Below are 26,693 nucleotides of genomic sequence, written 5' to 3' on the forward strand. Positions count from 1 at the left end.
GGTTATTGCTTAAATCGTTCAGGGAAATCCATTTCACTGTAGCGAACGAAGCGTGTTCCTTTCGTCAGCTTGTAGCCAAACCAGATGAGCAGGAACAGCGGGATACCAATGTAGGTGGCCGTAACGGCGCCCCAGTCAATGGTGTCCGCAAGGAAGGCCTCATAGTTCTGACCCAGAGTAATGATCAGGCACAGAACGAAGGCGAAAATCGGCCCCAGCGGGAAGAACCCTGAACGGTACGGCAGGTTGTTCAGGTCATGACCCTGCATGACGTAGCCGCGACGGAAACGGTAGTGGCTGATGGCAATGCCCAGCCAGGCGATAAAGCCCGTCATACCGGAAGTGTTAAGCAGCCACAGGTACACCGTCTGGTTGCCGAACATGGAGGTCAGGAAGCACAGACCCGCAATCACCGTGGTCGCATACAACGCGTTGCGCGGCACGCCACCGCGAGACAGTTTCGAGAAGATACGCGGCGCTTTGCCGTCGCAGGCCAGGGTATAGAGCATACGGGTGGAGGCGTACATGCCGGAGTTACCCGCAGACAGTACCGCCGTCAGGATCACCGCGTTCATCACCGCCGCCGCAGAGAGCAGGCCCGCGTGCTGGAAGACCAGGGTGAACGGGCTGACGCTAATGTCTTTCACGTCGTTACGCAGCAGGCTTGGATCGGTATACGGAATGATCAGGCTGATAATCAGGATCGCGAACACGTAGAACAGCAGAATACGCCAGAACACCTGACGCACCGCGCGCGGAATGGTCTTCTCCGGGTTTTCGGATTCACCGGCCGCAATACCAATCAGCTCCGTGCCCTGGAAGGAGAAGCCGACAATCATCGCCACGCCAATCATCGCCGAGAAGCCCCCGGCAAACGGCGCGTCGCCAATGGTCCAATTACTCCAGCCCGCCGGTTCGGCCCCTTTGAAAATACCAACGATCATCGCCACACCGACGACGATAAAGATGATGACGGTTGCCACTTTAATCAAAGAGAACCAGTATTCCGCTTCGCCAAAGCCGCGCACGGAGATGTAGTTCAGCAGGAAGATAACGGCCAGGAACAGCGCGCTCCAGATCCAGCCAGGCGTGTCCGGGAACCACCAGGTCATCACCAGCTGTGCGGCAACGAGGTCCACGGCGATAGTCACCGCCCAGTTGTACCAGTAGTTCCAGCCCAGCGCGAAGCCGAAGCCTTCCTCAACGTATTTTTGTCCGTAGGTCGAAAACGACCCCGATACCGGCATATAGGCCGCCAGTTCGCCCAGGCTGGTCATCAGGAAGTAAACCATCAGGCCAATCAGGATATAAGAGAATAGTGCCCCACCCGGGCCGGCTGCCGAAATCGTTGCGCCAGAGGCAACGAAAAGACCTGTACCGATGGATCCGCCAATGGCGATCATCGTCAGGTGACGCGCCTTGAGTTCGCGACGTAGCGCGGGCGCTTCTGTGGTTTTAGTTTCTGAAACCATGTGAAAATGCTGTCCATTCAATAAATGAGGCGCGATTGTAGCAGACGATCCGCGTTCCTTCCGGCAGAAATGCTCAGTTATAAGAGAGCTTCATGACTCGGTCAGGATTATAAGTAAAGCATAAAAATGTGGGGTGGTACGCGCACATAGCCCCGGTAAGCGAAGCGCCACCGGGAAATGTTAAATGGCGCAGTAGCGCAGAAAGCGCTGGAGCGAACTGGAAAGGTGTTTCTGACGATGATGGATGCACCACAATGTACGCACCAGCTTCGGCAGCGGAACGGGGATCTCAACCAGCGAGCCGGTTTCCAGCTGTTCGGCAATCACCCGACGGGAGAGACAGCTGATGCCCAGACCATGACGCACGGCGTGCTTGATGGCCTCCGAGTTACCTAGCTCCATTCCCAGCTGGAACTGCGGCAGATGGGACAACAGCAGATAATCGACGATTTCACGCGTACCGGAGCCATGCTCGCGCAGGATCCACTGGGCCTGCGCCAGCCGTTCCAGCGTGACCTCGCCCTGTAACAGAGAGGAGGCCGGGGAAGCGAATACCACCAGCTCATCCTCCAGCCAGGGTTCCGCAATGATATCCACGTTGTGGCAGGGCCCTTCGATAAGCCCGATGTCCACGCGGAAATCAATGACCGCGTTAATGACGTCCTGGCTGTTGCCGACGCTCATCTCCAGCGGCAGGGTCGGAAAATCACGGCGGTAGCGGGCGATCACTTCCGGCAGAATGTAGTTACCGATCGTGCTGCTGGCAAAAACGCGAATAGCGCCGTTGTCCTCGCGGAACAGCTGCTCGATCTCCGTCGCCTGCTCCAGCAGCGCCAGCGCGCGCGGGTACAGCAGTCGGCCATGTTCGTTCACCACCAGCCGCTTCCCTACCCTGTCGAAAAGCTGGACGCCCAGCTGCCCTTCCAGATCGGTCAAGGCCGCACTGACGGCGGACTGCGAGAGCGCCAGCATTTGTGACGCCTGGGTCGTCGAGCCGCTTTTCAGCACTTCGGCAAAAACTTCCAGCTGACGCAATGTAATGTGCATGGTTGCTTACCACTTATAAAGATTGATTATAAATATATAATCAATTTTATTTTTAAGCCAGAGCGCCGTAACCTTTAGCCAGACAAAGGAGAAGGTTATGTCAGAAATCACCTTACAACATCATCGTACAGTGTGGCACTTCGTGCCGGGTCTCGCGCTCAGCGCCGTGGTTACCGGGGTTGCCTTATGGGGCGGCAGTATACCGGCGGTTGCCGGCGCAGGGTTCAGCGCCTTAACGCTGGCCATTCTGCTCGGCATGGTGGTGGGGAATACCGTTTATCCGCACCTCTGGAAATCCTGCGACGGCGGCGTGATTTTCGCCAAGCAGCATCTATTACGTCTCGGGATTATCCTTTACGGCTTCCGCCTCACCTTTTCGCAGATTGCGGACGTGGGCGTCAGCGGGATTGCCATTGACGTCCTGACCCTTACCAGCACCTTTTTACTGGCGTGCTTCATCGGCCAGAAGATCTTTGGGCTGGACAAACAGACCAGCTGGCTGATCGGCGCGGGCAGCAGCATCTGCGGCGCCGCCGCGGTGCTGGCGACGGAGCCGGTCGTTAAGGCCGAAGCCAGTAAAGTGACGGTCGCCGTTGCAACGGTGGTCATCTTCGGTACGCTGGCGATCTTCCTCTATCCGGCCATGTACCCGCTGGTGGCGCACTGGTTTAGCCCGGAAACCTACGGCATCTATATTGGCTCAACCATGCACGAAGTGGCGCAGGTGGTGGCGGCAGGTCACGCCATCAATCCGGAAGCGGAAAACGCGGCGGTCATCGCCAAAATGCTGCGCGTGATGATGCTGGCCCCGTTCCTGATTTTCCTCGCGGCGCGGGTTAAGCAGCTGGCTCCGGCAGGCGGCAGCGAGAAAAGCAAAATCACCATCCCCTGGTTTGCGATCCTGTTCATCGTGGTCGCTATCTTCAACTCCTTCCACCTGCTGCCAAACGCGGTGGTGGAGATGCTGGTGACGCTCGATACGGTGCTGCTGGCAATGGCGATGGCGGCGCTGGGGGTGACCACTCACGTCAGCGCGCTGAAAAAAGCCGGTGCGAAACCGCTGCTGATGGCGCTGGTGCTCTTCATCTGGCTGATTGTGGGCGGCGGCGCGATTAACCTTGCCGTGCACAGCCTGATGGCATAAACCATCTCGTCCTTCTCCTGTTAACCCGTTATCATAGGCGTTTCGGGTTAACAGGAGTCTTTTCATGAAATATGTTGGAGCGCACGTTAGCGCTGCCGGTGGCCTTGCGAATGCCGCCATTCGCGCCGCCGAAATCGAGGCGACCGCTTTCGCCCTGTTCACCAAAAATCAGCGCCAGTGGCGCGCAGCGCCCCTCACCACCGAGGTGATTGACGATTTCAAAGCCGCCTGTGAAAAATACCATTACGGGCCGGGCCAAATCCTTCCCCACGACAGCTATCTGATTAACCTTGGGCATCCGGTGCAGGAAGCGCTGGATAAATCCCGCGAGGCGTTCCTTGATGAAGTGCAGCGCTGCGAACAGCTGGGGCTGACGCTGCTGAACTTTCATCCCGGTAGCCATCTGATGCAGATTGACGAAGACGCCTGTCTGGCGCGCATTGCCGAATCCATCAACATGACGCTGGATAAAACCCAGGGCGTGACGGCGGTGATCGAGAATACCGCCGGTCAGGGCAGCAACCTCGGCTTTAAGTTTGAGCATCTGGCGGCGATCATCGACGGCGTGGAGGATAAATCCCGCGTGGGCGTGTGCATTGATACCTGCCACGCGTTTGCCGCCGGGTATGACCTGCGCACCACCGAGGCCACGAAAACTACCTTCGAGGAGTTCGAGCGCGTTGTTGGCTTCAAATATCTTCGCGGTATGCACTTAAACGATGCGAAAAGCGGGTTCGGCAGCCGCGTTGACCGTCACCACAGTCTGGGCGAAGGCAATATTGGCCACGATGCGTTCCGCTTCATCATGCAGGACGCCCGCTTCGACGGCATTCCGATGGTGCTGGAAACCATCAATCCGGACATCTGGGCGGAAGAGATTGCCTGGCTGAAGGCACAGCAGACCGCTGAACAGGCGGCATAAAAAAAGCCGGGCGCTTAACGCGACCCGGCTTTTTTGTAGGTCGGGTAAGGCGAAGCCGCCACCCGACACTCATTCAGGCTGCTTTTGCTACCGCTTCCGCTTCCGGACGCTTCAGCACCGCGTAAGACAGACCCGCCACCAGCGTACCGGCGACAATCGCCAGCAGATAACCCAGCACCGGAGTAATCGCGCCAGGGATCAGCAGAACGAACAGACCGCCGTGCGGTGCCATCAGCTTCGCGCCAACCGCCATGGAGATAGCGCCAGTGACCGCGCCGCCCACGATACAGCAGGGCAGAACGCGCATTGGATCGCGCGCCGCAAACGGGATTGCGCCTTCGGTGATGAAGCACAGGCCCAGCACCAGCGCCGCTTTGCCGCCTTCCTGCTGCGCTTTATCGAACTTACGACGGGCAATGAGTGTCGCCAGGCCGAGCGCCAGCGGTGGCACCATACCTGCTGCCATGATCGCCGCCATCGGCGCGTAGGTCTGGGTACTCAGCAGGCCAACGCCAAAGGCATATGCCGCTTTGTTTACCGGACCACCCATGTCGGTACACATCATACCGCCGAGGATAGCGCCCAGCAGAACCGCGTTCGCCGTCCCCATGGTTTGCAGCCAGTGGGTCAAGCCTTCCAGAATGCCCGCGACCGGTTTACCAATCAGGTAGATCATCGCCAGGCCCACTACCAGGCTTGAGATCAGCGGGATGATCAGGATAGGTTTCAGCGCTTCCATACTCTGCGGCAGCTTCAGCTTCGAGCTGATCAGCTTCGCCACGTAACCCGCAAGGAAACCGGCAATGATACCGCCGATAAAGCCAGAACCGGTGCTCACGGCCAGCATACCGCCGATAAGACCCGGGGTCAGGCCCGGACGGTCAGCAATGGAGAAGGCCATAAAGCCCGCCAGCACCGGCACCATCAGCGCGAACGCGGAGCCGCCGCCAATCTGCATCAATGCCGCCGCCAGCGTGCCCGGCTCTTTAAACGCCTCGATACCAAAGGCGAAGGAGAGCGCAATGCACAGGCCGCCCGCCACCACCATCGGCAGCATGTAGGACACACCCGTTAACAGGTGACGATAGGCACCGGCAGACTCTTTCTTGCCTTCGGCTGGCGTTTTCGCCGCACCGGTTGCCTGATAAGGTTTGGCTTCCGCCAGCGCTTTATCAAACTCCTGCGCGGTTTTCTTCAGCGCCAGGCCGGTAGAGGTGCGGTACATCGGCTTACCGGCAAACTTCGCCAGATCCACTTCGATATCGGCCGCCACAATCACCAGATCGGCTTCTGCCACCTCTTCCGGCGTGATGGCATTGCCTGCGCCCACGGAGCCGCGGGTTTCAACCTTCACCCACCAGCCGCGTTTTTTCGCTTCGGTTTCAATGGCTTCAGCCGCCATAAAGGTATGAGCCACGCCTGTCGGGCACGCCGTTACCGCGACAATGCGTTTCGGGCCAGTGGCTGCAACTGGCGCCGCCTCAACGGGGGCGCTGTAGACCGTCGCATGGCCTTTTGCTTCGCTCAGAAACAGTTCAGGGTGAGCCACCGCGCGATTAATATCACCCAGCCACACCTTTTTGCCGTTCAGGGCGCTGTCAGCGGGGATTTTGTCACCCAGAACAATCGCCATTTCGGCATCACCCGGGTTATCAATAATATCCAGGTGCGCTTTTTGTGCCGCCGCGCCCAGCAGGGTCTTCGCCATGTAGGCACGAGCCTGTCCGAGACCGGAGTCAATGATCAGCAGCGTTTTCATTATTCCTCTCCTGCTGTTAGTTAAAAGGTTTTAAGTCAACGCGCGCCATCATCGCGGCTAACTGGGTACGATCGGTAATGCCGACATTGCTCTGGCTCACGGCCAGGGCCGCCACGGCGGTAGCAAGACGTAAGGTGTGTTCGCTGGATTCGCGCATCAGCAGGCCATAGATCAGGCCGCCAACCATTGAATCCCCGGCACCCACGGTGCTGACCACTTCCATTGACGGCGGTTTGGCAATCCACTCCCCGGAGGCGTTCACCCACAGGGCACCTTCTGCGCCAAGCGAAATCACCACGTGAGCAATACCCTGCTCGCGCAACGCATGGGCAGCTTCAATCACATCTTTTAATTCTGGCAGCTTACGGCCCGCCCAGATCTCCAGTTCACGGCGGTTAGGCTTAACCAGCCACGGAGAGGCTTTGAGACCGGCGACCAGCGCGTCGCGGCTGCTGTCGAAAATAATGCACGGGCACTGGCTGCGCAGGCGCGTCATCCAGTCGGTGAACGCTTCCGGGCTAACGCCGGACGGCAGGCTGCCGCTGACGCACACCATGTCAAACTGGCCCAGCCAGCTCAGGGAATCGGCAACGAAGCGCTCCCAGTCAGCCGGCGTCACTTCGAAGCCGGAGAAGTTCAGATCGGTCACTACACCGTCTTTCTCGGTCAGCTTAACGTTGATGCGGGTACGGCCCTGCACAACCTGAAAACGGTTGGCGATGCCCAGCTCGCTGAACAGCTGCTGAAAGCCGTCCTGGTTATCTTTGCCGAGGAAGCCGCCAACGGTGACGTCGATGCCGAGATCTTTCAGCACTTTCGCCACGTTAATGCCTTTCCCTGCGGCATGCAGGCCGGTAGTCCGAACCAGGTTGACTTCACCACGCTCAATTTCGGGGCAGAAGCCCACCAGATCGTAAGCCGGGTTCAGCGTAATGGTTGCAACACGTCTGCTCATTATGCGCCCTCCCCCAGACCGGCCGCGATGGCATCGCCAATCGCCTTCAGCGCCTGTTCAGCATCTGCACCCTGCGCGGTGAAACGCAGACGATGGCCTTTCTTCACGCCCAGCGCGACAACTTTCATCAGGCTGCGCCCGTTGGCAGGTTTACCCGAACCGTCCAGATTGGTCACGGTGATCTCACTTTCAAATTGTTTGATGGTATTCACCAGCATGGTGCCCGGACGGGCATGCAGGCCGTGTTCGTTACGCACCACGTACTCTGCGCTCAGCAGGTCGTCCGTCAGCGCATCGTCGCTGGTCAGCAGGGCCAGCACTGTCGCCGCGTCGGCGTTCAGCAGTTTTTCAGCTTTATTGTTCAGTAGCAGATCGCTCAGACGCTTCAGCACGGCAACCGGCTGGTCGTCAGCCATGGCGACGGTCACCAGCATCGCGGCGCGCTCGCCGTCTGTCTCAAAAGCAACAGCCGCCCGGCTGACGGCGATAGCGCTACGCAGGTTGCCTTCAGCACTGTCGTTCAGCCAGATGCCCTGCCCCAGGTTTAAAGGCTTATCATTGATGGTGCGCGTCACAAAAGCGGTATCCGCCGCCCCCACCTCTTTCAGACGAGCCGCGTTCAGCGCCTGGAGCGTCACCAGATCGGATGCCACGACGTCTAGCGTCAGGGTTTCATTGTCCAGCTTCAGCGCTTCGCTCTGTTTTTCGCCCATCAGCAAAGCACGTAGCTCTTCAGCCGTGGTCGCAGATTTAATCTGTTCCGCCACGGCATCATCGCTCAGCACGTGCGTCAGCTGACGCAGCAGGCCCAGGTGTTCATCACCGCTGGCCGCGATGCCGATCGCCACGTAAGCCACCTGACCCTCGCCCCACAGTACGCCCTGCGGGAACTGGAAGACCTGCACGCCGGTTTTCAGCACCTGATCGCGGGTGTCGGTGGTGCCGTGTGGGATAGCAATACCGTTACCGAGGAACGTGGACGTCTGCTGCTCGCGTGCCAGCATGCCGTTGACGTAGCCGTCAGCCACGTTGCCTGCCTGCACGAGCGCAGCGGCAACCTGGCGAATAGCCTCTTCTTTATTCCCGGCCTGTTCGCCCGGGTGGATATCCTGAACAGATAACTGGAACATGATTCTCCTCTCCTGCTGAAATTGAATCGTTTCAGCTTAACTGAGAAAATAAGCGCTAAACTGCTTCATCTCGACGTGCAAGATAGCGCTGAAACGTTTCAAGAAGTCTTGTCTTTTCTACAACAGGTTGCAAGAAAAGTTACATTTCTTGTTGCAGAATTTAGAAGTGCAGCACATTTCTTCTTCAGTTCAGGGGAATTTGCTGATGCTCAGCAAACAGGTTCAGCACGCTTCAGCGAGGCGGCGCGAAAGTGAAATGCCATTTTGATTTTTTGTAGCAATCTTGACTTTACCCTCTGTTTATTTAATGACGGGCGGCGTAAACTCCGCCTCTCTCTGTCACTCGCAAAGACTGAACATGCATAACACCCCCGCTGCCGCCTCACCAAAGCCCTTTGATTTGACGTCAACGGCGTTTTTGATTGTTGCTTTCCTCACCGGTATTGCCGGTGCGTTACAAACGCCTACGCTGAGCCTGTTTCTGACCAACGAAGTTCACGCCCGTCCGGCGATGGTCGGCTTCTTCTTTACCGGGAGCGCCATCATTGGCATTTTCGTCAGCCAGTTTCTTGCCGGTCGTTCAGACCGAAAAGGCGATCGCAAAAGCCTGATCGTTTTTTGCTGCCTGCTCGGGGTGTTTGCCTGTCTGCTGTTTGCCTGGAACCGTAACTACTTCATTCTGCTGTTTGTGGGCGTCTTCCTGAGCAGCTTCGGCTCTACCGCCAACCCGCAGATGTTCGCCCTTGCCCGCGAGCACGCGGACCGCACCGGGCGGGAAGCGGTGATGTTCAGCTCAATACTGCGTGCTCAGGTGTCGCTGGCCTGGGTAATTGGTCCCCCGCTCGCCTACGCGCTGGCGATGGGTTTTGGCTTTACGGTGATGTACCTGAGCGCAGCCGTGGCCTTCGTGGTGTGCGGCGCGATGGTCTGGTTCTTCCTGCCCTCCATGCGTAAAGAGCCGAAAGTGGCGACCGGCACGCTGGAGGCACCGCGACGTAACCGGCGCGACGCGCTGCTGTTATTCATTATCTGTACCCTGATGTGGGGAACGAACAGCCTCTATATCATTAATATGCCGCTGTTTATTATTGATGAGCTACATCTGCCGGAGAAGCTGGCCGGGATCATGATGGGAACCGCCGCAGGGCTTGAAATCCCAACCATGCTGATTGCGGGCTATTACGCGAAGCGCTTCGGCAAGCGCTTTTTGATGCGCATCGCCGCCGCTGCCGGGCTGCTGTTTTATGTCGGTATGCTGACGGTCCATACGCCAGCGCTGCTTCTTGCTTTACAGCTGCTGAACGCCATTTACATTGGCATTCTGGCCGGTATAGGCATGCTCTATTTCCAGGATCTGATGCCGGGTCAGGCGGGCTCTGCCACCACCCTTTATACGAATACCACCCGCGTGGGCTGGATTATTGCAGGCTCACTGGCGGGCGTGGTGGCTGAAATCTGGAACTATCACACGGTGTTCTGGATTGCGCTGGTGATGTGCGTCCTGACGCTGAGCTGCCTGACGCGCATAAAAGACGTTTAAGGCGCGGTGAGCGCTTCCAGCTCAAGCAGATAAGTAATGGCCTGCTGGCGCGTACTGCCGCACATTTCGGCGGTGGGCTGTAGCCCGGAGCATACTTTCGGGCGTAACGGCGAGCCAAAGATCATGCACAGGTTGGATTCCGAGAGCTGAACGCAGCGGGTATTGGCAGGCTTGCCGTCCGGCATGCCTGGAATGGGACTTGAAATGGACGGTGCGGTACAGCACGCGCCACAATCGGAACGACAATCCATACATGCTCTCTGTGGGTGGCAAATGCCCGCGTGGTTGGGCATTGCGCGCACAGTAACACCTTTTATGTATTGATAGCAAAAGCCACGAATTCCGCTTGCCTGAAAGGCCGCGCGCGAGTAATTTGGCGCGATATTTTTTACCTCCCGTATACAGGATTACTGCAATGCCAAGAGCGAACGAAATTAAGAAAGGTATGGTACTGAATTACAACGGCAAACTGCTGATTGTGAAAGATATCGACATTCAGGCACCAAGCGCCCGTGGCGCAGCAACGCTGTACAAAATGCGTTTTGCCGACGTCCGTACCGGCCTGAAAGTGGAAGAACGTTTCAAAGGTGACGATATCGTGGATACCGTGACCCTGACCCGCCGCTACGTTGATTTCTCATATGTCGACGGTAACGAATACGTGTTCATGGATAAAGAAGATTACACCCCGTATATCTTCACCAAAGACCAGATCGAAGAAGAGCTGCTGTTTATTCCTGAAGGTGGAATGCCGGACATGCAGGTGCTGACCTGGGATGGCGTGCTGCTGGCGCTGGAGCTGCCGCAGACCGTTGATCTGGAAATCGTGGAAACGGCGCCGGGCATCAAAGGCGCGTCTGCAAGCGCGCGTAATAAACCGGCTACCCTGACGACCGGTCTGGTCGTACAGGTGCCTGAATACCTGTCAGCGGGCGAGAAGATCCGCATCCATATCGAAGAAAAACGCTATATGGGTCGCGCTGACTGATAGTGGCGTTTGCCGGGTGGCGGCTTCGCCTTACCCGGCCTACAAATACACAAAAACCGGCTTCAGCGCCGGTTTTTCGTAGGCCCGGTAAGCGGAGCGCCACCGGGCAATTCCGTCTACAGAAGCTCAGGATATTTGGTCATTTTCAGCGCCAGCTCAATACCGCGCACTTCCGCCATGCCCTTCAGACGACCAATCGCCGAATAGCCCGGATTCGTTTTCTTGCGCAGATCGTCCAGCATCTGGTGCCCGTGATCCGGACGGAACGGTATAGGACGCACATCGCCCGCCTGTTTACGCCGTACTTCTTCAGCCAGAATGGCATCTACCACCGCAACCATATTCACGTCACCGCCAAGATGCGCGGCTTCGTGGAAGGTTTTCGGGTTCTCTTCCCGGCAGGTTGCGCGCAGGTGGGTAAAGTGAATGCGATCGCCGAAGGTTTCGATCATCCGCACCAGATCGTTATCCGCACGCACGCCATAAGAGCCCGTACACATGGTAAAGCCGTTGTAGATGCTATCCACCGTCTCCTTCAGCCACTGCATATCGTCGATTGTCGACACGATACGCGGCAGGCCAAGGATAGGACGCGGAGGATCGTCCGGATGGACCGCCAGGCGCACGCCCGCTTCTTCGGCCACCGGCACGATAGCGCGCAGGAAATGCGCCATGTTTTCACGTAGCTGGTTTTTATCGATATCGCCGTATTCCGCCAGGCGCGCGCGGAACTGGTCGAGAGTGTATCCTTCTTCCGCCCCCGGCAGGCCCGCGATGATATTGCGGACCAGCTTGTCTACGTCCGCTTCACTGGCGGCTTTAAACCACGCCAGCGCCTGCTGCTGCTCTTCGGCGGTATAGTCGGCTTCCGCGCCTGGACGCTTCAGAATGTGCAGCTCGAAAGCCGCAAACGCGATTTGATCGAAGCGCAGCGCTTTCGAACCATCGGCCATTTCATATTCCAGGTCGGTACGCGTCCAGTCCAGAATCGGCATAAAGTTATAGCAGACGGTATCAATACCGCAGGCCGCCAGGTTACGAATGCTCTGCTGATAATTCGCAATCCAGGTTTCACACTCGCCGGAATGGGTTTTAATGTCTTCGTGAACCGGAATACTTTCCACGACAGACCAGGTTAACCCCTTCTCAGCCAGCTGTGCCTGACGCTTTTGAATTTCCTCAACCGGCCACACCTGACCGTTCGGAATATGATGCAGCGCCGTGACCACACCCGTTGCGCCAGCCTGACGCACATCATCAAGAGAAACCGGATCGTTCGGCCCGTACCAACGCCAGGTTTGTTCCATTGCCCCACCCTCTCAAGTTGTTATACCAATACACGTTAGCTCAATGACGACTACCATACATGTTTAATCGGAGTGGTCAATACAGCGCGCGACATTGATTGATCAAACTCACATAACGGGGATATTTACGGCTTACCAATTTAATTTGTTGTCATATAACTTTACACTGGCGTTGTTAATTAATGGTTAATCAGGTGTGTACTACATGAAGACTATTGCCTCCACCGCGCTTCCTGCTCATGTCCAGCAGCCCCGCTACGATCGCCAGCAGTTACGCTCCCGCATCGTCCATTTCGGCTTTGGCGCGTTCCACCGGGCGCATCAGGCATTGTTAACAAACCGGGTGCTGAACGCCAAAGGAGGCGACTGGGGAATATGTGAGATTAGCCTCTTTAGCGGCGATGTCCTCATGAGCCAGCTCCGGGCGCAGGATCATCTTTTTACCGTGCTGGAGAAAGGTGCCGAAGGCAACCAGCCGATTATTATTGGTGCGGTAAAAGCGTGCCTGAACGCAAAAATCGACTCGCTGGCGGCCATTATTGAGAAGTTCTGCGAACCGCAGGTAGCAATTGTCTCCCTCACCATAACCGAAAAAGGCTACTGCATCGATCCGGCGACGGGAAAGCTGGATATGCAAAACAGCCGCATCCTTCACGATCTGGAGCACCCGTCTGAGCCGCATTCCGCGCCGGGAATTCTGGTCGAAGCGCTTCATCGCCGCCGCGAACGGGGCCTGCCGGCGTTTACCGTGCTCTCCTGCGACAATATCCCCGACAACGGTCACGTGGTGAAAAACGCCGTACTTGGCATGGCCGCAAAGCGTTTCGCAGAGCTGGCCGGATGGATAGAGACGCACGTGAGCTTCCCCGGCACCATGGTCGACCGAATCGTGCCCGCCGCCACCGACGCCTCGCTCGCGGAAATCACCCGGGAGCTGGGGGTTGACGATCCCTGCGCCATCAGCTGTGAACCGTTCATTCAGTGGGTGGTGGAAGATAATTTTGTCGCCGGGCGCCCGGAGTGGGAGGTTGCAGGCGTACAGATGGTTGACGACGTCCTGCCCTGGGAGCAGATGAAGCTGCGGATGCTGAACGGCAGCCACTCCTTCCTCGCTTATCTGGGCTACCTTGCCGGTTACGCGCACATTAATGAATGCATGCAGGACGACAGTTTCCGCGAGGCAGCCCGCAGGCTGATGCTGAATGAGCAGGCCCCTACGCTGCGCATCACCAACGTCGATCTGACGGCGTATGCCGACAGCCTGCTTGACCGCTTCGCCAACCCGGCGCTACAGCACCGTACATGGCAAATCGCCATGGACGGCAGCCAGAAGCTGCCTCAACGCATGCTGGATGGGATCCGCGTCCATCTTGAACGTAAGACCGCCTGGCCACTTCTGGCGCTGGGGGTGGCGGGCTGGATGCGCTACGTCAGCGGTACGGATGAACAGGGCAATGCCATCGACGTGCGTGACCCTCTGAGCGAAAAGTTTCAGGCGCTTGCTGAAGCCAGCAGCGACGCGGAACGCGTTAATGCCCTGCTGGCGCTTAAAGAAATCTTTGGCGATGACCTGCCGCAAAACCCGGTGTTTGTCGAGGCGATAACCGGAGCGTACCAGCGCCTCGTCCGGCTCGGCGCGCGTCAGGCCGTTATCGAAACGTTAAAAATTTAGCGATTATTGCGTTTAAGGCGAACGGTTTTGCACTCCGTTCGCCCTCCCTCTTCTCAATGCCCGTTTTTTTCGTCAGGATGATAGATAATTGTTACGACATCACAATTATCTATCGGAGCGCACGTGACCAAAACCAACCTGATCACCGGTTTTCTCGGCAGCGGTAAAACTACGTCCATTCTGCATTTGCTGGCCAATAAAGATCCGGCGGAAAAGTGGGCCGTGCTGGTCAACGAATTTGGCGAAGTGGGGATCGACGGCGCGTTGCTCGCCGACAGCGGCGCAATGGTGAAAGAGATCCCGGGCGGGTGCATGTGCTGCGTGAATGGTCTGCCGATGCAGGTCGGCCTGAATACGCTGCTGCGCCAGGGTAAGCCGGACCGTCTGCTGATTGAACCCACCGGCCTGGGTCATCCGAAGCAAATCCTTGATTTACTCACCGCCCCGGTATACGAGCCATGGCTTGAGCTGCGCGCGACGCTTTGCCTGCTTGATCCCCGCCAGCTTCTGGATGAAAAAGCGATCGGTAACGACAATTTCCGCGATCAGCTCGCCTCGGCAGACATTATCGTGGCGAATAAATCCGATCGCGCGACGGCCGAGAGCGAGGCCGCGTTCGAAGCCTGGTGGCAGCAGGCTGGCGGTGGACGTCGGTATGTTCAGACAACCCAGGGCAACATTGATGGCGCCCTGCTCGACCTTCCCCGCCTTAACCAGACGCAACTGCCCGCCAGCGCAGAGCATTCGCACAGCCACGGCGCGAAGCAAGGACTGGCCGCACTGAGCCTGCCGGAACATCAGCGCTGGCGCCGAAATCTGAACAGCGGCCAGGGGCACCAGGCGTGCGGGTGGATCTTCGATGCCGATACGGTTTTCGACACCATTGGTATACTGGAGTGGGCGAGACTGGCTCCGGTTGAGCGGGTAAAAGGGATCATGCGCACCCCGGATGGTCTGGTTCGCATTAACCGTCAGGGCGAGGATTTCTTCATAGAAACTCAGAACGTCGCACCGCCCGACAGCCGGATAGAGTTAATTAGTGCGGTTAATACCGACTGGAATGCCCTCCAGTCAAGCCTGTTGAAGCTTCGTTTAAGTTTGGGCGGCTAACGTTGCCGCTGGTTTTATTCAGTGCTGAAGACTATGACGACTCGACTTCCTGCTATTTTATTGCTTAATGCTGCCGGCCTGGCGATCTTTTTCTCCTGGTATCTTCCGGTGGATCACGGTTTCTGGTTCCCGCTGGATTCCGGTCTTTTCCACTTCTTTAACCAGGCGCTGGCGAAGAGCGAGGCCTTCCTGTGGCTGGTTGCGATCACCAACAACCGCGCCTTTGACGGCTGTTCGCTGCTGGCAATGGGCTGCCTGATGCTCTCCTTCTGGCTGAAAGAAGACAAAACGGGTCGTCGCCGTATTCTGCTTATCGGCCTGGTGATGCTGCTGACCGCCGTGATTATCAACCAGCTGGCGCAGCATCTGATGCCGGTTAAACGCGCCAGTCCGTCGCTCTCTTTCCCGAACATTAACCGCGTCAGCGAGCTGCTGCATATTCCAACCAAAGATGCCTCGAAGGACAGTTTCCCGGGCGACCACGGTATGATGCTGCTGATTTTTGCTGGCTTTATGCTGCGCTATTTCGGTAAAAAAGCCTTCGCCATCGCCCTGGTTATTGTTGTGGTATTCGCATTCCCGCGGGTAATGATTGGTGCGCACTGGCTGACCGATATCGCCGTGGGCTCATTCACGGCGGTGTTGATTGGCTTACCCTGGGTACTGATGACCCCGTTGAGCGATCGCTTAATAGGTATTTTTGATCGCTATCTTCCCGGCAAATTTAAACAAGTCGGAAACAAATAAATAACGCAAATTAACACCATTCATCAGGGATTGTTTTCGATCCCTGACTCCCTTCTTACCGGCGTCATTCACCCCTGTCATCTTCCCGTCATACTATTCGTGATAAAAATGAAGCAATTGCAGGGATTAGCGTCATAAATGGCGGCGTTTTGAGCATTTCCACGCTGTAACGTTGTGTATCACAATTTCTTATAAAAAAAGGGACTTTTTTGCTCGCAATACCCTGAGCAATCGGTTAACCTCGAACTCGTTTTGCCCCACTGAGACAATTATTATCGTGGTGAATAATTTTGTGCGTTGCGCCACAGTTTTCACCATAAAGAATTGTCTCATTGTGAACAGATAATTAGTCTCGTCACGGTTGGCATTTTTATAACGATATTTTCGTTAAGGACTTCAAGGGAAAACAAACAAAATGGTCAAATCTCAACCAATCTTGAGATATATCTTGCGGGGGATCCCGGCGATTGCAGTGGCGGTTCTGCTTTCGGCATGTAGCACAACGAATACCGCGAAGAATATGCATCCTGAGACGCGTGTTGTGGGAATGGAAGATTCCTCTTCACTGCAAGCCTCTCAGGATGAATTTGAAAATATGGTACGTAATCTCGACGTTAAGTCGCGCATTATGGATCAGTATGCTGACTGGAAAGGCGTGCGTTACCGTCTGGGCGGCAGCACCAAGAAAGGCATCGATTGTTCTGCGTTCGTACAGCGTACGTTCCGCGAGCAGTTTGGGTTAGACCTTCCGCGTTCTACTTATGAACAGCAGGAAATGGGCAAGTCCATTTCGCGTACTAAACTGCGCACGGGAGATTTAGTCCTGTTCAGAGCGGGTTCAACCGGTCGGCACGTTGGCATCTATATCGGTAACGATCAGTTTGTCCATGCTTCCACCAGCAGCGGCGTAACGATTTCCAGCATGAACGAACCATACTGGAAGAAACGCTACAACGAAGCTCGCCGCGTTCTGAGCCGTAGTTAATCTTGCTGTCGTATCGTTGGTTATCCCTTGGCTGGCGATACGATAAAAAAAAGCACTGCTCCGGCAGTGTTTTTTTTTGCCCGTTACACTGATAGACATCCAGCGGCATTTCAGGAATCACGACATCTATGTTTACCCGCTACTTCTCCAGCAACCGCAAGATACTGTTTCTCAGTTTTCTTACGGGGTTATTCACCGCCCTGCTTCTGGGTGCGTTACAGTTTTACTGGAGTTATCACAAGCGAGAAGTCAGGTTCGACACCCTCATTACGGATTTACGCGTCTATATGGAGGGCTATTTTGACGAGCTCAAAACGTCTATTGATACGCTCCAGCCGCTCACGCTGAACAGCTGTGACGAAGTCAGCGCGGCGCTGACCTCACGCGCGGCCTTCAGCATTAACGTGCGCGCCTTTTTGCTGGTCAGGGATAAACAGGCCTTCTGCTCTTCGGCAACAGGTCCGATGAATACCCCGATGGAAACGCTTATTCCTCAATTACATATCAGCAAACCTGTTGATATCGCGCTCCTGCCGGGCACGCCCATGCTGCCGGATAAGCCTGCGATTGCCATCTGGTATCGCAATCCGCTGGTAAAAGACGGCGGCGTGTTTACCTCCGTCAACCTCAACCTGTCGCCATACCTTCTCTACACCTCGCGTCAGGATGAGTTTGCCGGCATTGCCATCGTCATAGGCGATTCTGCGTTATCCACCCGGTCCGAAATGCTGGTTCAGGCTAGTGATTTGCCTGACGTCCCTGCGCGCACCGCCACGCTGAAAAATATTCCTCTGACCGTTAACGTCTATGCGCAGGCCTGGACGACAGATGAAGTGCTGTACGCCGTCTTTTTCGGCCTGGTCTGTGGCATCGCGGCGGGTCTGCTGAACTTTTATATCCTCACTATCCGTCTGAATCCCGGGAAAGAGATCCTCACGGCCATCAAGCGCGACCAGTTTTACGTGGTCTATCAACCTGTCGTGGATGCGCAGTCGCTCAAAATGACCGGGCTGGAAGTCCTGATGCGCTGGAAGCATCCGGTGATGGGTGAAATCCCACCGGACGCCTTTATCACTTTCGCCGAAGCGCAGAAGCTCATCGTTCCGCTGACGCTGCACCTTTTTGACCTGATCGTTCGCGATGCCCCGGTTCTGCAAACGCGGCTACCGCCCGGCGCCAAGTTCGGGATAAACATCGCGCCCGGTCATCTGCATGCGGAAAGCTTTAAAGAGGATATGCTCGCATTTGCCGCTGCCCTGCCACCCGATCACTTTCAGATAGTGCTGGAAATAACCGAGCGCGACATGATTAACCACCGCGAGGCTAATCAGCTGTTCGAATGGCTGCACGATGAAGGTTTTGAAATCGCCATCGATGATTTTGGCACCGGCCACAGCGCGCTGATCTATCTTGAACGCTTCACCATGGATTACCTGAAAATAGATCGCGGTTTCGTGAACGCCATCGGGACGGAGACCGTCACCTCGCCGGTGCTTGATGCGGTGCTGACGCTGGCGGGTCGCCTGAATATGTTAACCGTCGCCGAGGGCGTTGAAACGCCTGAGCAGGCGGCGTGGCTGCGCGAGCATGGCGTGAACTATCTTCAGGGCTACTGGATCGGCCGCCCGATGCCGCTGGAGGAGTTTAAGACGTGGCAGCCCGACGTCACGCTCGGGGAATAATTTCACAATCGCGGCGCAGTCACTTATTATTCTCCTCAACCGAGCCTGCCTGTGAACAAAGGGATCTGCCGCACGATGATTATGCGCGTTGTAGTGATGCTGTTGGCGCTGGTGAGCCTGTCGAGCCAGGCGCAGTCCATCAAAGAAAGCACGGCCTTTGCCGTCATAGGCGAGCCGAAATACGCGGTCAACTTTACCCACTACGATTACGTGAACCCCGCCGCACCCAAAGGCGGGAACGTGACGCTTTCCGCCACGGGAACGTTTGATAACTTTAACCGCTTTGCCCTTCGCGGCGTGGCGGCAGCCCGCACCGAATCCCTCTATGACACGCTGTTTGTCACCTCCGACGACGAGCCCGGCAGCTATTATCCCCTGGTTGCCGAGAACGTGCGTTACGCTGATGATTTTAGCTGGGCAGAAATCGCGATCAATCCGCAGGCGCGTTTTCATGACGGCTCCCCGGTTAGCGCCCGCGACGTGGCGTTCACCTTTCATAAATTTATGACCGAGGGCGTACCGCAGTTTCGTCTGGTGTACAAGGGCACCACGGTGAAAGCCATCGCCCCGCTGACCGTGCGAATCGAACTGAGTGAGCCGAACAAAGAGAACATGCTGAGCCTGTTCTCCCTGCCCGTCATGCCTGAATCGTTCTGGAAAAACCATAAGCTGAGCGATCCCCTTTCTACCCCGCCGCTGGCCGGAGGACCGTATCGCATTACCGACTGGCGCATGGGCCAGTATGTGATCTATTCCCGTGTAAAAGATTACTGGGCTGCCGCGCTGCCGGTAAACCGTGGCCGCTGGAATTTCGATACCCTCCGCTACGACTACTACCTCGATGACAACGTGGCCTTCGAGGCGTTTAAGGCAGGCGCGTTTGATTTACGTGTCGAGAACAGCGCCAAAAACTGGGCTACCCGGTATATCGGAAAAAACTTCGCGAAAGGCTATATCGTTAAAGACGAACACAAAAATGAATCTGCGCAAGATACGCGCTGGCTGGCATTTAACATCCAGCGTCCGGTGTTTTCCGATCGCCGGGTGCGTGAAGCCATTACCCTGGCGTTTGATTTTGAATGGATGAACAAAGCGCTGTTCTACGGAGCCTACAGCCGGGCGAACAGCTATTTCCAGAATACCGAATACGCCGCCCGTGATTATCCCCACGCGGATGAACTAGTTCTGCTGGCTCCGATGAAAGCGCAGCTACCGCCGGAGGTGTTCACCCGCGTATTTGAACCGCCCAAATCCGACGGAAACGGGTTCGACCGTGAAAATCTGCTGAAAGCCAGCAAGCTGCTGGATGACGCCGGGTGGGTGCTGAAAAACCAGCAGCGGGTGAATGCCAAAACCGGTAAACCCCTGAGCTTCGAACTGCTGATTGCCTCCGGCGCGAACGACCAGTGGGTGCTGCCCTTTAAGAAGAACCTTGCCCGGCTTGGGGTGATCATGAATATTCGCCAGGTGGATATCGCGCAGCTTACCAACCGCAAGCGCAGCCGCGATTACGACATGATGCAGAGCCTGTGGGCCGCGCAGCCGTGGCCGAGTTCAGATCTGCAAATCTCCTGGGCATCGGGCTATATCAACTCCTCCTACAACGCACCGGGCGTCAAGAGCCCGGTGATTGATGCGCTGATTGCGAAAATCGTGGCCGCTCAGGGCGATAAAGAGAAACTTCTGCCGCTCGGGCGCGCGCTTGACCGGGTGTTAACCTGGAACTATTACATGCTGCCGATGTGGTACATGGGTGAAGATCGCGTGGCCCGCTGGGACAAATTCTCCCTGCCCGCCATTCGCCCGGTTTATACGCTTGGTTTTGATACGTGGTGGTATGACGTGAATAAAGCCGCAAAACTGCCCGCAGCGCGGCGTTAAGGAGTGACGATGGGCGCTTATCTTATCCGCCGACTGCTGCTGGTGATCCCGACCCTGTGGGCCATCATCACCATTAACTTTTTTATCGTGCAGATTGCCCCCGGCGGCCCGGTGGACCAGGCGATTGCGGCAATAGAATTTGGTCACGCTGGCGGCATGCCGGGCGGCGGCGGCGAAGGGATGGGCGCCAGCCATGCCCGGACGGGCGTGGGCAATATCAGCGAAAGCCACTACCGGGGCGGCCGTGGACTGGATCCGGAGGTGATCGCCGAGATCACCCACCGCTATGGTTTCGATAAGCCGCTGCACGAGCGTTATTTCAACATGCTCTGGGATTACGTCCGTTTCGATTTTGGCGACAGCCTGTTTCGCAGCGCCTCGGTGTTAACCCTGATCAAACAAAGCCTGCCGGTGTCCATCACGCTCGGGCTGTGGGGAACGCTGATCATCTATCTGGTCTCCATTCCGCTGGGGATCCGCAAAGCGGTCCACAACGGTAGCCGTTTCGATATCTGGAGCAGCACGTTCATTATTATTGGCTATGCGATCCCGGCGTTTCTGTTTGCCGTGCTGCTGATTGTCTTTTTTGCCGGCGGCAGTTATTTCGACCTCTTCCCGCTGCGCGGACTGGTTTCCGCGGATTTCAGCACGCTGCCGTGGTATCAGAAAATCACCGATTACTTCTGGCACATCACCCTTCCGGTGCTGGCGACGGTTATTGGCGGCTTTGCGGCGCTTACGATGCTCACCAAAAATGCCTTTCTCGATGAGATCCGCAAGCAGTACGTGGTCACCGCCCGCGCCAAAGGCGTCGGTGAAAAGCAGATTATGTGGAAGCACGTTTTTCGCAACGCCATGCTGCTGGTGATTGCCGGTTTTCCCGCCACGTTCATCAGTATGTTTTTTACCGGCTCGCTGCTGATAGAAGTGATGTTCTCTCTCAACGGATTAGGGCTGCTGGGCTATGAGGCCACCGTCTCCCGTGATTATCCGGTGATGTTTGGCACACTGTACATTTTCACCCTGATCGGCCTGCTGCTGAATATCATCAGCGATATCAGCTATACGCTGGTCGATCCCCGTATCGATTTTGAGGGCCGCTGATGTCGCGTTTAAGCCCCGTCAATCAGGCCCGCTGGGCTCGCTTTCGCCACAACCGTCGCGGCTACTGGTCGCTGTGGATCTTCGCCGTCCTGTTCGCCTTAAGTCTGTGTTCGGAACTGATTGCCAACGATAAACCCCTGCTGGTGCATTTCAAAGACCGCTGGTACGTGCCGGTGCTTACTACCTATAGCGAAAGCGATTTTGGCGGTCCGTTTGCGACGCCAGCCGAGTATCAGGATCCCTGGCTGCGTGAACAGATCGCGCAGCACGGCTGGGCGATCTGGGCACCGATTCGCTTTGGCGCGAACAGCATAAACTATGCCACCTCCACCCCCTTCCCTTCCCCGCCTTCCTCGCAGAACTGGCTGGGAACGGACGCGAACGGCGGCGATGTGCTGGCGCGCATTCTTTACGGCACCCGCATCTCGCTCCTGTTTGGGCTGATGCTGACGCTCTTTTCCAGCATCATGGGCGTCGTGGCGGGCGCCGTGCAGGGCTATTACGGTGGAAAAATCGATTTGTGGGGGCAGCGCGTGATTGAAGTCTGGTCCGGTATGCCGACGCTGTTTCTGATAATCCTGCTTTCCAGCGTTGTACAGCCTGGCTTCTGGTGGCTGCTCGGGATCACCGTCCTGTTCGGCTGGATGGCGCTGGTCGGCGTGGTGCGCGCGGAGTTTCTGCGCACGCGAAATTACGACTATATTCGCGCCGCACAGGCGTTAGGCGTGAGCGATCGCGCAATCATCTTCCGCCATATGCTTCCCAATGCGGTGGTGGCGACCCTCACCTTCCTGCCGTTTATTTTGTGTAGCTCCATCACCACCCTGACGTCACTCGATTTTCTGGGCTTCGGTTTGCCGCTGGGCTCACCGTCCCTTGGCGAACTGCTGTTACAGGGCAAAAATAACCTTCAGGCCCCCTGGCTGGGCATCGCCGCATTCCTTTCCGTGGCGGTGCTGCTTTCCCTGCTGATTTTTATTGGCGAAGCCGTGCGCGATGCCTTCGATCCCAACAAGGCGGTATGACATGACCCGGCCTCTTCTGAGCATAGAAAACCTGTCGATTGCGTTTTCAAAGCAGGGCGAATCACGCACGGTAGTGACGGATTTATCGTTGCAGATCCAGCGCGGAGAGACGCTGGCGCTGGTCGGGGAATCCGGTTCCGGTAAAAGCGTCTCGGCACTTTCGGTGCTGCGCCTGCTCCCTTCCCCGCCGGTCAGCTATCCGCAGGGAGACATTCTGTTCCATGGGCAATCGCTGCTGAATGCGGATGAACAAACCCTGCGCGGCATTCGCGGCAATAAAATTGCCATGATTTTCCAGGAGCCGATGGTGTCGCTTAACCCTCTGCATACGCTGGAAAAACAGCTCTATGAAGTGCTGTCACTTCATCGGGGGATGCGTAAAGAGGCGGCGCGGGGTGAAATTCTGGACTGCCTGGAGCGCACCGGCATTCGTCATGCGGCGAAACGACTGAACGATTTCCCGCACCAGCTTTCCGGCGGCGAGCGCCAGCGCGTGATGATCGCGATGGCCCTGCTGACGCGCCCCGAGCTGTTGATTGCGGATGAACCCACCACCGCGCTGGACGTCACGGTGCAGGCGCAAATTCTGCAACTGCTGCGCGAGCTTCGCGACGAGCTGAACATGAGCCTGCTGTTTATTACCCACAACCTGAGCATCGTGAAAAAGCTCGCTGACGCGGTGGCCGTGATGCAAAACGGCCGCTGCGTGGAACAGAACAGGGCATCCGCCCTGCTGAGCGCGCCTCAGCACCCGTATACCCGGCGCCTGCTGGACAGCGAACCTTCTGGCGACCCGGTTCCGCTTAACGCCGACAGCGCGCCGTTGCTGAAGGTTGAGGGGCTGTCGGTGTCATTCCCGATCCGCAAGGGCATTTTGCGCCGCGTGGTTGATCATAATCATGTCCTGAAAAACATGAGCTTCTTTCTGCGTGCGGGTGAGTCGCTTGGGCTTGTGGGCGAATCCGGCTCGGGCAAAAGCACCACCGGCCTGGCGCTGCTGCGCCTGATTGCCTCGCAGGGAGACATTCTCTTTGACGACATGCCGCTGCAAAACCTGAGCCGCCGCCAAATGCTGCCCGTCCGCCCGCGCATGCAGGTGGTATTTCAGGATCCGAACTCTTCGCTGAACCCGCGGCTAAGCGTGTTGCAGATTGTCGAGGAGGGCCTGCGCGTCCACCAGCCCGCGCTGACGGCACAGCAGCGCGAAAGTGAGGTGAAGCGGGTGCTGGCGGAAGTCGGGTTAGATCCCGAAACCCGCCACCGCTACCCGGCAGAGTTTTCAGGCGGCCAGCGCCAGCGTATCGCGATTGCCCGCGCGCTGATCCTGAAACCGGAGCTGATCGTGCTGGACGAGCCGACGTCCTCGCTGGACCGCACCGTGCAGGCGCAGATCCTGACGCTGCTGAAGGGGCTACAGGAAAAGCATCGGCTGGCCTATATCTTTATCAGCCACGATTTACAGGTGGTGCGTGCGCTTTGTCATCAGGTGGTGGTATTGCGGCAGGGAGAGGTTGTTGAGCAAGGAGAGTGCCAGCGCGTATTTACCGCGCCGACGCAGGATTACACGCGCCAGCTATTGTCCGCTGACTAGCACTCAGAAGGGATATTGACCGGAGAACGGTTCGGCAATCGCCACGCCGAAGTTTTTCAGGCGGCAGGTCGCGGCAAATTCATCCTGGCTGTTAACAAACAGGCACGGCTCACCTTCGCATTCCAGCACGGAGCTGTCTACTTCGATGTCCGTCAGCGCCTGGCTGAGACGTTCCATAACCGGCCACGCGTTTTCATCGCTCGGGCTGAGCAGCTTGAGCGCCACCAGGCAATTATCCTCCCCTGCAACGCTTTGCGGAATCGGTTCAACTTTCGAACCTGCAAAACCCGTCGACCAGCGATAGCTCTGGGGCAAGCGATGGACAATGGAGAGTTGTAATGTATTCACGTTCAGTTCCCCGGAAGCAAATTTACTTCACAATTTATTTACATTTATAGTAACACATCATCGCCAACCTGCACTGTTTAGCGGATTTTATAGGCGTCACAGGCTCGCGTCGGCGCTATATGTACCCGTTTCTGCGATCTAACTCAACCTTTTTAAATACAATGATGTGACTTTTTACATAAATAGATTTTACATAAAAGAAACAAACACAGGGTAAACGAACGAAGGGTTGGTTGATATGGGTCAACAAAAAGGCCCGTATCGGGCCTTAAGCGTTCATTTATGCGCCGTCTTACGCGGCCGGCTGGCATACAGATAGAAGAGGATGGAGCTGGTCGCGCAGAGGGCGATCGCCCACAGCATCGGCCAGGCGGTATTAAACGTCGCCATTGAGAGCAGCGCTCCGACTATCGCGCCAATCCCGAAGCGGAACGTCCCTGCCAGCGACGAGGCGGTGCCCGCCATATGCGGGAATTCGTCGAGGATCACCGCCATTGCGTTGGACGAGACCATCGACACGCATCCGACAAACGCCGCCACGCCCACCACCAGCGCCCAGAAGCCGACGCCTAACAGCGCGCTCACCACCAGCCAGATAGCCATCACGAACTGGATCCACAGCCCGGCGCGGAACATATTCAGCGCCCCGACCCGCCGGACAAAGCGGCTGTTGATAATGGTCATGACAAACAGGAACACGATATTCAGCGCGAAGTAGTAGCCAAAGTGCTGGGGTGACACGTGGTTCAGTTCGATGTACACAAACGGCCCCGCGCTCAGAAACGAGAACATCCCGGCAAAGCTAAAGCCGCTGGCCAGCATATAGCTCAGCACGCGCTTGTGGCGAAACAGCGAGGCAAAGTTGCCAAGCGTGGTGCGAACGTGAAACTTCTGGCGTCGCTCGACCGGCAGCGTTTCATCGATAAAGACGAAGATCATGACCGAGGCCAGCAGCGCGGCAATCGCCAGGATCCAGAAAATCGCATGCCAGCTGAACCATACCAGCACCGCCCCGCCCACCATGGGAGCGACCAGCGGCGCAATGGTCGTGACCAGCATGACAAACGACATCATGCGCGAGAACTCTTCCTTCGGGTAAACGTCACGCATCAGCGCGTTGATGACCACGCTTGCCGCAGCCGCCGCCAGGCCATGGAAGAAACGCATCACGATCAGCTGATCGATACTCTGCGCCAGCGCACAGGCCACCGCCGCCGCGGCAAATATCAACGTTCCGCCCAGAATAACCGGTTTACGCCCCAGGCTGTCAGCCATTGGGCCATAAAAGAGCTGGCCGAGCGCGAACCCAAGGATGTAGGTGCTGAGCGTCATCTGCGCGCTGCCCGCCGGTACGCCAAACTGCGCGGAAATCACCGGCAGCGCGGGCAGATACATATCGATAGACAGCGGCATCAGCATGGCCAGCAGGCCAAGGATAAACACAATTTTAAACGACGAGTGTGGCCTGGTGGTCACAGGGTTCTCCTGAATTTAGCGTGAAGGCAGCCCGACGCTGGCGATCTCTTCTTCCGTCAGCGGGCGATATTCCCCTGGCTCAAGGTCGGGATCGAGCTCAATCGCGCCGATACGTTCACGATGCAGCCCCACCACGTGGTTGCCCACGGCGGCAAACATACGTTTCACCTGGTGGTAGCGGCCTTCACTGATGGTCAGACGGACGTCCGTTGGGGTGATGACTTCCAGCACCGCCGGTTTGGTCAGATCTTTTTCATTATGCAGCTGAACGCCTTTCGCGAATTGCTCTGCCGTGTCATCCGAGACCGGCGACTCCAGCGTCACCCGATAGGTTTTCTCACAGTGATGGCGCGGGGAGGTGATGCGGTGCGACCACTGCCCGTCATCGGTCATCAGCACCAGGCCGGTGGTATCAATATCCAGACGCCCTGCCGCATGCAGCTTGTGTGCCACAGGCTCATCCAGGAAGTAGAGCACCGTCGGGTGATCCGGATCGTCCGTTGAACAGACGTACCCTTCCGGTTTGTTGAGCATGAAGTAGCGCGGGCCATTCTGCTGGGTCAGCGGGTTGCCGTCATACTCCACCTCGTGGTCGGGCTGGAGTTTAAAAGCGCTGTCTTTCACAATGTCGCCGTCCACGGTTACGCGGCTGGCGCGAATTTCACGCCCGGCAATAGCGCGGCTTACGCCGAGTTGCTGAGCGATAAACTTATCAAGTCGCATGAAATCTTTTTAGCCTTAATGGTGCTGGAAGTCGGACTACGCGTCCGAAAAAGAAGCAGTCAGAAACAGTTCAGTATAATGGTCT

23 protein-coding genes are annotated in these 26,693 nt (G+C 56.8%); 13 read left to right on the plus strand and 10 right to left on the minus strand.

Translation table 11 applies throughout. The features are described from left to right. Window positions 1–2: 2 nt before the first annotated feature. Window positions 3–1,472, minus strand: coding sequence for an amino acid permease (locus N5C09_RS09320; protein WP_063450324.1), 1,470 nt, complete (start codon window positions 1,470–1,472; stop codon window positions 3–5). Between the two features lie 180 nt (window positions 1,473–1,652). Beyond that, a complete protein-coding gene (yieE, locus tag N5C09_RS09325; RefSeq protein ID WP_279748926.1) occupies window positions 1,653–2,519 on the minus strand; it encodes a DNA-binding transcriptional regulator YeiE in 867 nt (288 codons plus the stop codon). Between the two features lie 97 nt (window positions 2,520–2,616). Between yieE and N5C09_RS09330 the strand changes: the two genes are divergently transcribed. Beyond that, window positions 2,617–3,663: a YeiH family protein gene (locus tag N5C09_RS09330; protein WP_063450326.1), complete on the plus strand. Its 1,047-nt coding sequence runs from the start codon at window positions 2,617–2,619 to the stop codon at window positions 3,661–3,663. A 64-nt stretch (window positions 3,664–3,727) separates the two neighbouring features. Next, the gene (gene nfo / locus N5C09_RS09335) at window positions 3,728–4,585 is read left to right on the plus strand and encodes a deoxyribonuclease IV (RefSeq protein ID WP_063868297.1); all 858 of its coding nucleotides are present in this window, start codon (window positions 3,728–3,730) and stop codon (window positions 4,583–4,585) included. A gap of 73 nt (window positions 4,586–4,658) precedes the next feature. On the opposite strand, the gene fruA is transcribed toward nfo, so the two are convergent. From fruA to fruB, 3 genes are read right to left on the minus strand one after another with little or no spacing between them, the layout of a single operon-like run. Beyond that, a complete protein-coding gene (fruA, locus tag N5C09_RS09340; RefSeq protein WP_279748927.1) occupies window positions 4,659–6,344 on the minus strand; it encodes a PTS fructose transporter subunit IIBC in 1,686 nt (561 codons plus the stop codon). Window positions 6,345–6,360: 16 nt separating this feature from the next. Further along, entirely contained in the window at window positions 6,361–7,299 is a 939-nt protein-coding gene (gene fruK, locus N5C09_RS09345; RefSeq protein WP_279748928.1) for a 1-phosphofructokinase, read from the minus strand. Beyond that, complete coding sequence (fruB, locus tag N5C09_RS09350; protein WP_279748929.1) at window positions 7,299–8,429, minus strand: fused PTS fructose transporter subunit IIA/HPr protein; 1,131 nt, start codon at window positions 8,427–8,429, stop codon at window positions 7,299–7,301. Before fruB ends, fruK begins: the two co-directional genes overlap by 1 nt. A 358-nt stretch (window positions 8,430–8,787) precedes the next feature. On the opposite strand from fruB, the gene setB reads away from it, so the two are divergent. Next, a complete protein-coding gene (gene setB, locus N5C09_RS09355; protein WP_063450331.1) occupies window positions 8,788–9,969 on the plus strand; it encodes a sugar efflux transporter SetB in 1,182 nt (393 codons plus the stop codon). Here the strand turns inward: setB and N5C09_RS09360 are convergent. Further along, the gene (locus N5C09_RS09360; RefSeq protein WP_063450332.1) at window positions 9,966–10,220 is read right to left on the minus strand and encodes a YkgJ family cysteine cluster protein; all 255 of its coding nucleotides are present in this window, start codon (window positions 10,218–10,220) and stop codon (window positions 9,966–9,968) included. The genes setB and N5C09_RS09360 overlap by 4 nt on opposite strands. A gap of 164 nt (window positions 10,221–10,384) precedes the next feature. Between N5C09_RS09360 and yeiP the strand changes: the two genes are divergently transcribed. Continuing rightward, on the plus strand, window positions 10,385–10,957 hold the full coding sequence (gene yeiP / locus N5C09_RS09365) for an elongation factor P-like protein YeiP (RefSeq protein WP_014884579.1): 573 nt from the start codon (window positions 10,385–10,387) through the stop codon (window positions 10,955–10,957). 116 nt (window positions 10,958–11,073) lie between these two features. Here the strand turns inward: yeiP and uxuA are convergent, their stop codons facing one another. Beyond that, the gene (gene uxuA / locus N5C09_RS09370; protein WP_063868292.1) at window positions 11,074–12,264 is read right to left on the minus strand and encodes a mannonate dehydratase; all 1,191 of its coding nucleotides are present in this window, start codon (window positions 12,262–12,264) and stop codon (window positions 11,074–11,076) included. Window positions 12,265–12,469: 205 nt separating this feature from the next. Between uxuA and N5C09_RS09375 the strand changes: the two genes are divergently transcribed. The 9 genes from N5C09_RS09375 (at window position 12,470) to yejF (ending at window position 24,061) form a co-directional block, all read left to right on the plus strand. Continuing rightward, window positions 12,470–13,936 (plus strand): fructuronate reductase, encoded by a 1,467-nt coding sequence (locus tag N5C09_RS09375; protein ID WP_279748930.1) that lies wholly within the window; start codon window positions 12,470–12,472, stop codon window positions 13,934–13,936. Between the two features lie 123 nt (window positions 13,937–14,059). After that, on the plus strand, window positions 14,060–15,046 hold the full coding sequence (locus N5C09_RS09380; protein ID WP_131636570.1) for a GTP-binding protein: 987 nt from the start codon (window positions 14,060–14,062) through the stop codon (window positions 15,044–15,046). Between the two features lie 33 nt (window positions 15,047–15,079). After that, entirely contained in the window at window positions 15,080–15,793 is a 714-nt protein-coding gene (locus N5C09_RS09385) for a phosphatase PAP2 family protein (RefSeq protein ID WP_279748931.1), read from the plus strand. A gap of 415 nt (window positions 15,794–16,208) precedes the next feature. Then, window positions 16,209–16,778, plus strand: a complete 570-nt coding sequence (gene mepS / locus N5C09_RS09390; RefSeq protein ID WP_003859364.1) for a bifunctional murein DD-endopeptidase/murein LD-carboxypeptidase — start codon at window positions 16,209–16,211, stop codon at window positions 16,776–16,778. 128 nt (window positions 16,779–16,906) lie between these two features. Next, window positions 16,907–18,460: a cyclic di-GMP phosphodiesterase gene (locus tag N5C09_RS09395; protein ID WP_279748933.1), complete on the plus strand. Its 1,554-nt coding sequence runs from the start codon at window positions 16,907–16,909 to the stop codon at window positions 18,458–18,460. Between the two features lie 75 nt (window positions 18,461–18,535). Then, on the plus strand, window positions 18,536–20,341 hold the full coding sequence (locus N5C09_RS09400) for an extracellular solute-binding protein (protein ID WP_279748934.1): 1,806 nt from the start codon (window positions 18,536–18,538) through the stop codon (window positions 20,339–20,341). Window positions 20,342–20,350: 9 nt separating this feature from the next. Continuing rightward, window positions 20,351–21,445, plus strand: coding sequence for a microcin C ABC transporter permease YejB (locus tag N5C09_RS09405; protein ID WP_102750720.1), 1,095 nt, complete (start codon window positions 20,351–20,353; stop codon window positions 21,443–21,445). Then, window positions 21,445–22,470: a microcin C ABC transporter permease gene (locus N5C09_RS09410; protein WP_107533400.1), complete on the plus strand. Its 1,026-nt coding sequence runs from the start codon at window positions 21,445–21,447 to the stop codon at window positions 22,468–22,470. Before N5C09_RS09405 ends, N5C09_RS09410 begins: the two co-directional genes overlap by 1 nt. A gap of 1 nt (window position 22,471) precedes the next feature. Further along, window positions 22,472–24,061: a microcin C ABC transporter ATP-binding protein YejF gene (yejF, locus tag N5C09_RS09415; protein ID WP_279748935.1), complete on the plus strand. Its 1,590-nt coding sequence runs from the start codon at window positions 22,472–22,474 to the stop codon at window positions 24,059–24,061. A gap of 3 nt (window positions 24,062–24,064) precedes the next feature. Here the strand turns inward: yejF and N5C09_RS09420 are convergent, their stop codons facing one another. The 3 genes from N5C09_RS09420 to rsuA all read right to left on the minus strand — a co-directional run bounded on the left by N5C09_RS09420 (window position 24,065) and on the right by rsuA (window position 26,608). Beyond that, window positions 24,065–24,409 (minus strand): YejG family protein, encoded by a 345-nt coding sequence (locus tag N5C09_RS09420; protein WP_003859372.1) that lies wholly within the window; start codon window positions 24,407–24,409, stop codon window positions 24,065–24,067. A gap of 276 nt (window positions 24,410–24,685) precedes the next feature. Continuing rightward, the gene (locus N5C09_RS09425; protein ID WP_063868273.1) at window positions 24,686–25,885 is read right to left on the minus strand and encodes a Bcr/CflA family multidrug efflux MFS transporter; all 1,200 of its coding nucleotides are present in this window, start codon (window positions 25,883–25,885) and stop codon (window positions 24,686–24,688) included. A gap of 15 nt (window positions 25,886–25,900) precedes the next feature. Next, the gene (rsuA, locus tag N5C09_RS09430) at window positions 25,901–26,608 is read right to left on the minus strand and encodes a 16S rRNA pseudouridine(516) synthase RsuA (RefSeq protein ID WP_102750723.1); all 708 of its coding nucleotides are present in this window, start codon (window positions 26,606–26,608) and stop codon (window positions 25,901–25,903) included. Window positions 26,609–26,693 lie beyond the last annotated feature (85 nt).

This window comes from Enterobacter sp. GD03975 (assembly GCF_029838645.1).
Taxonomy (GTDB): Bacteria; Pseudomonadota; Gammaproteobacteria; order Enterobacterales; family Enterobacteriaceae; genus Enterobacter; species Enterobacter quasihormaechei.

Coding starts and splice junctions, on each gene's coding strand:
- N5C09_RS09330 (WP_063450326.1), top strand. CDS start 2,617: ATGTCAGAAATCACCTTACAACATCATCGTACAGTGTGGCACTTCGTG.
- fruK (WP_279748928.1), bottom strand. CDS start 7,299: ATGAGCAGACGTGTTGCAACCATTACGCTGAACCCGGCTTACGATCTG.
- nfo (WP_063868297.1), top strand. CDS start 3,728: ATGAAATATGTTGGAGCGCACGTTAGCGCTGCCGGTGGCCTTGCGAAT.
- N5C09_RS09320 (WP_063450324.1), bottom strand. CDS start 1,472: ATGGTTTCAGAAACTAAAACCACAGAAGCGCCCGCGCTACGTCGCGAA.
- mepS (WP_003859364.1), top strand. CDS start 16,209: ATGGTCAAATCTCAACCAATCTTGAGATATATCTTGCGGGGGATCCCG.
- setB (WP_063450331.1), top strand. CDS start 8,788: ATGCATAACACCCCCGCTGCCGCCTCACCAAAGCCCTTTGATTTGACG.
- N5C09_RS09410 (WP_107533400.1), top strand. CDS start 21,445: ATGTCGCGTTTAAGCCCCGTCAATCAGGCCCGCTGGGCTCGCTTTCGC.
- uxuA (WP_063868292.1), bottom strand. CDS start 12,264: ATGGAACAAACCTGGCGTTGGTACGGGCCGAACGATCCGGTTTCTCTT.
- N5C09_RS09405 (WP_102750720.1), top strand. CDS start 20,351: ATGGGCGCTTATCTTATCCGCCGACTGCTGCTGGTGATCCCGACCCTG.
- N5C09_RS09400 (WP_279748934.1), top strand. CDS start 18,536: ATGATTATGCGCGTTGTAGTGATGCTGTTGGCGCTGGTGAGCCTGTCG.
- N5C09_RS09375 (WP_279748930.1), top strand. CDS start 12,470: ATGAAGACTATTGCCTCCACCGCGCTTCCTGCTCATGTCCAGCAGCCC.
- yeiP (WP_014884579.1), top strand. CDS start 10,385: ATGCCAAGAGCGAACGAAATTAAGAAAGGTATGGTACTGAATTACAAC.
- yieE (WP_279748926.1), bottom strand. CDS start 2,519: ATGCACATTACATTGCGTCAGCTGGAAGTTTTTGCCGAAGTGCTGAAA.
- N5C09_RS09395 (WP_279748933.1), top strand. CDS start 16,907: ATGTTTACCCGCTACTTCTCCAGCAACCGCAAGATACTGTTTCTCAGT.
- fruA (WP_279748927.1), bottom strand. CDS start 6,344: ATGAAAACGCTGCTGATCATTGACTCCGGTCTCGGACAGGCTCGTGCC.
- fruB (WP_279748929.1), bottom strand. CDS start 8,429: ATGTTCCAGTTATCTGTTCAGGATATCCACCCGGGCGAACAGGCCGGG.
- yejF (WP_279748935.1), top strand. CDS start 22,472: ATGACCCGGCCTCTTCTGAGCATAGAAAACCTGTCGATTGCGTTTTCA.
- rsuA (WP_102750723.1), bottom strand. CDS start 26,608: ATGCGACTTGATAAGTTTATCGCTCAGCAACTCGGCGTAAGCCGCGCT.
- N5C09_RS09385 (WP_279748931.1), top strand. CDS start 15,080: ATGACGACTCGACTTCCTGCTATTTTATTGCTTAATGCTGCCGGCCTG.
- N5C09_RS09360 (WP_063450332.1), bottom strand. CDS start 10,220: ATGGATTGTCGTTCCGATTGTGGCGCGTGCTGTACCGCACCGTCCATT.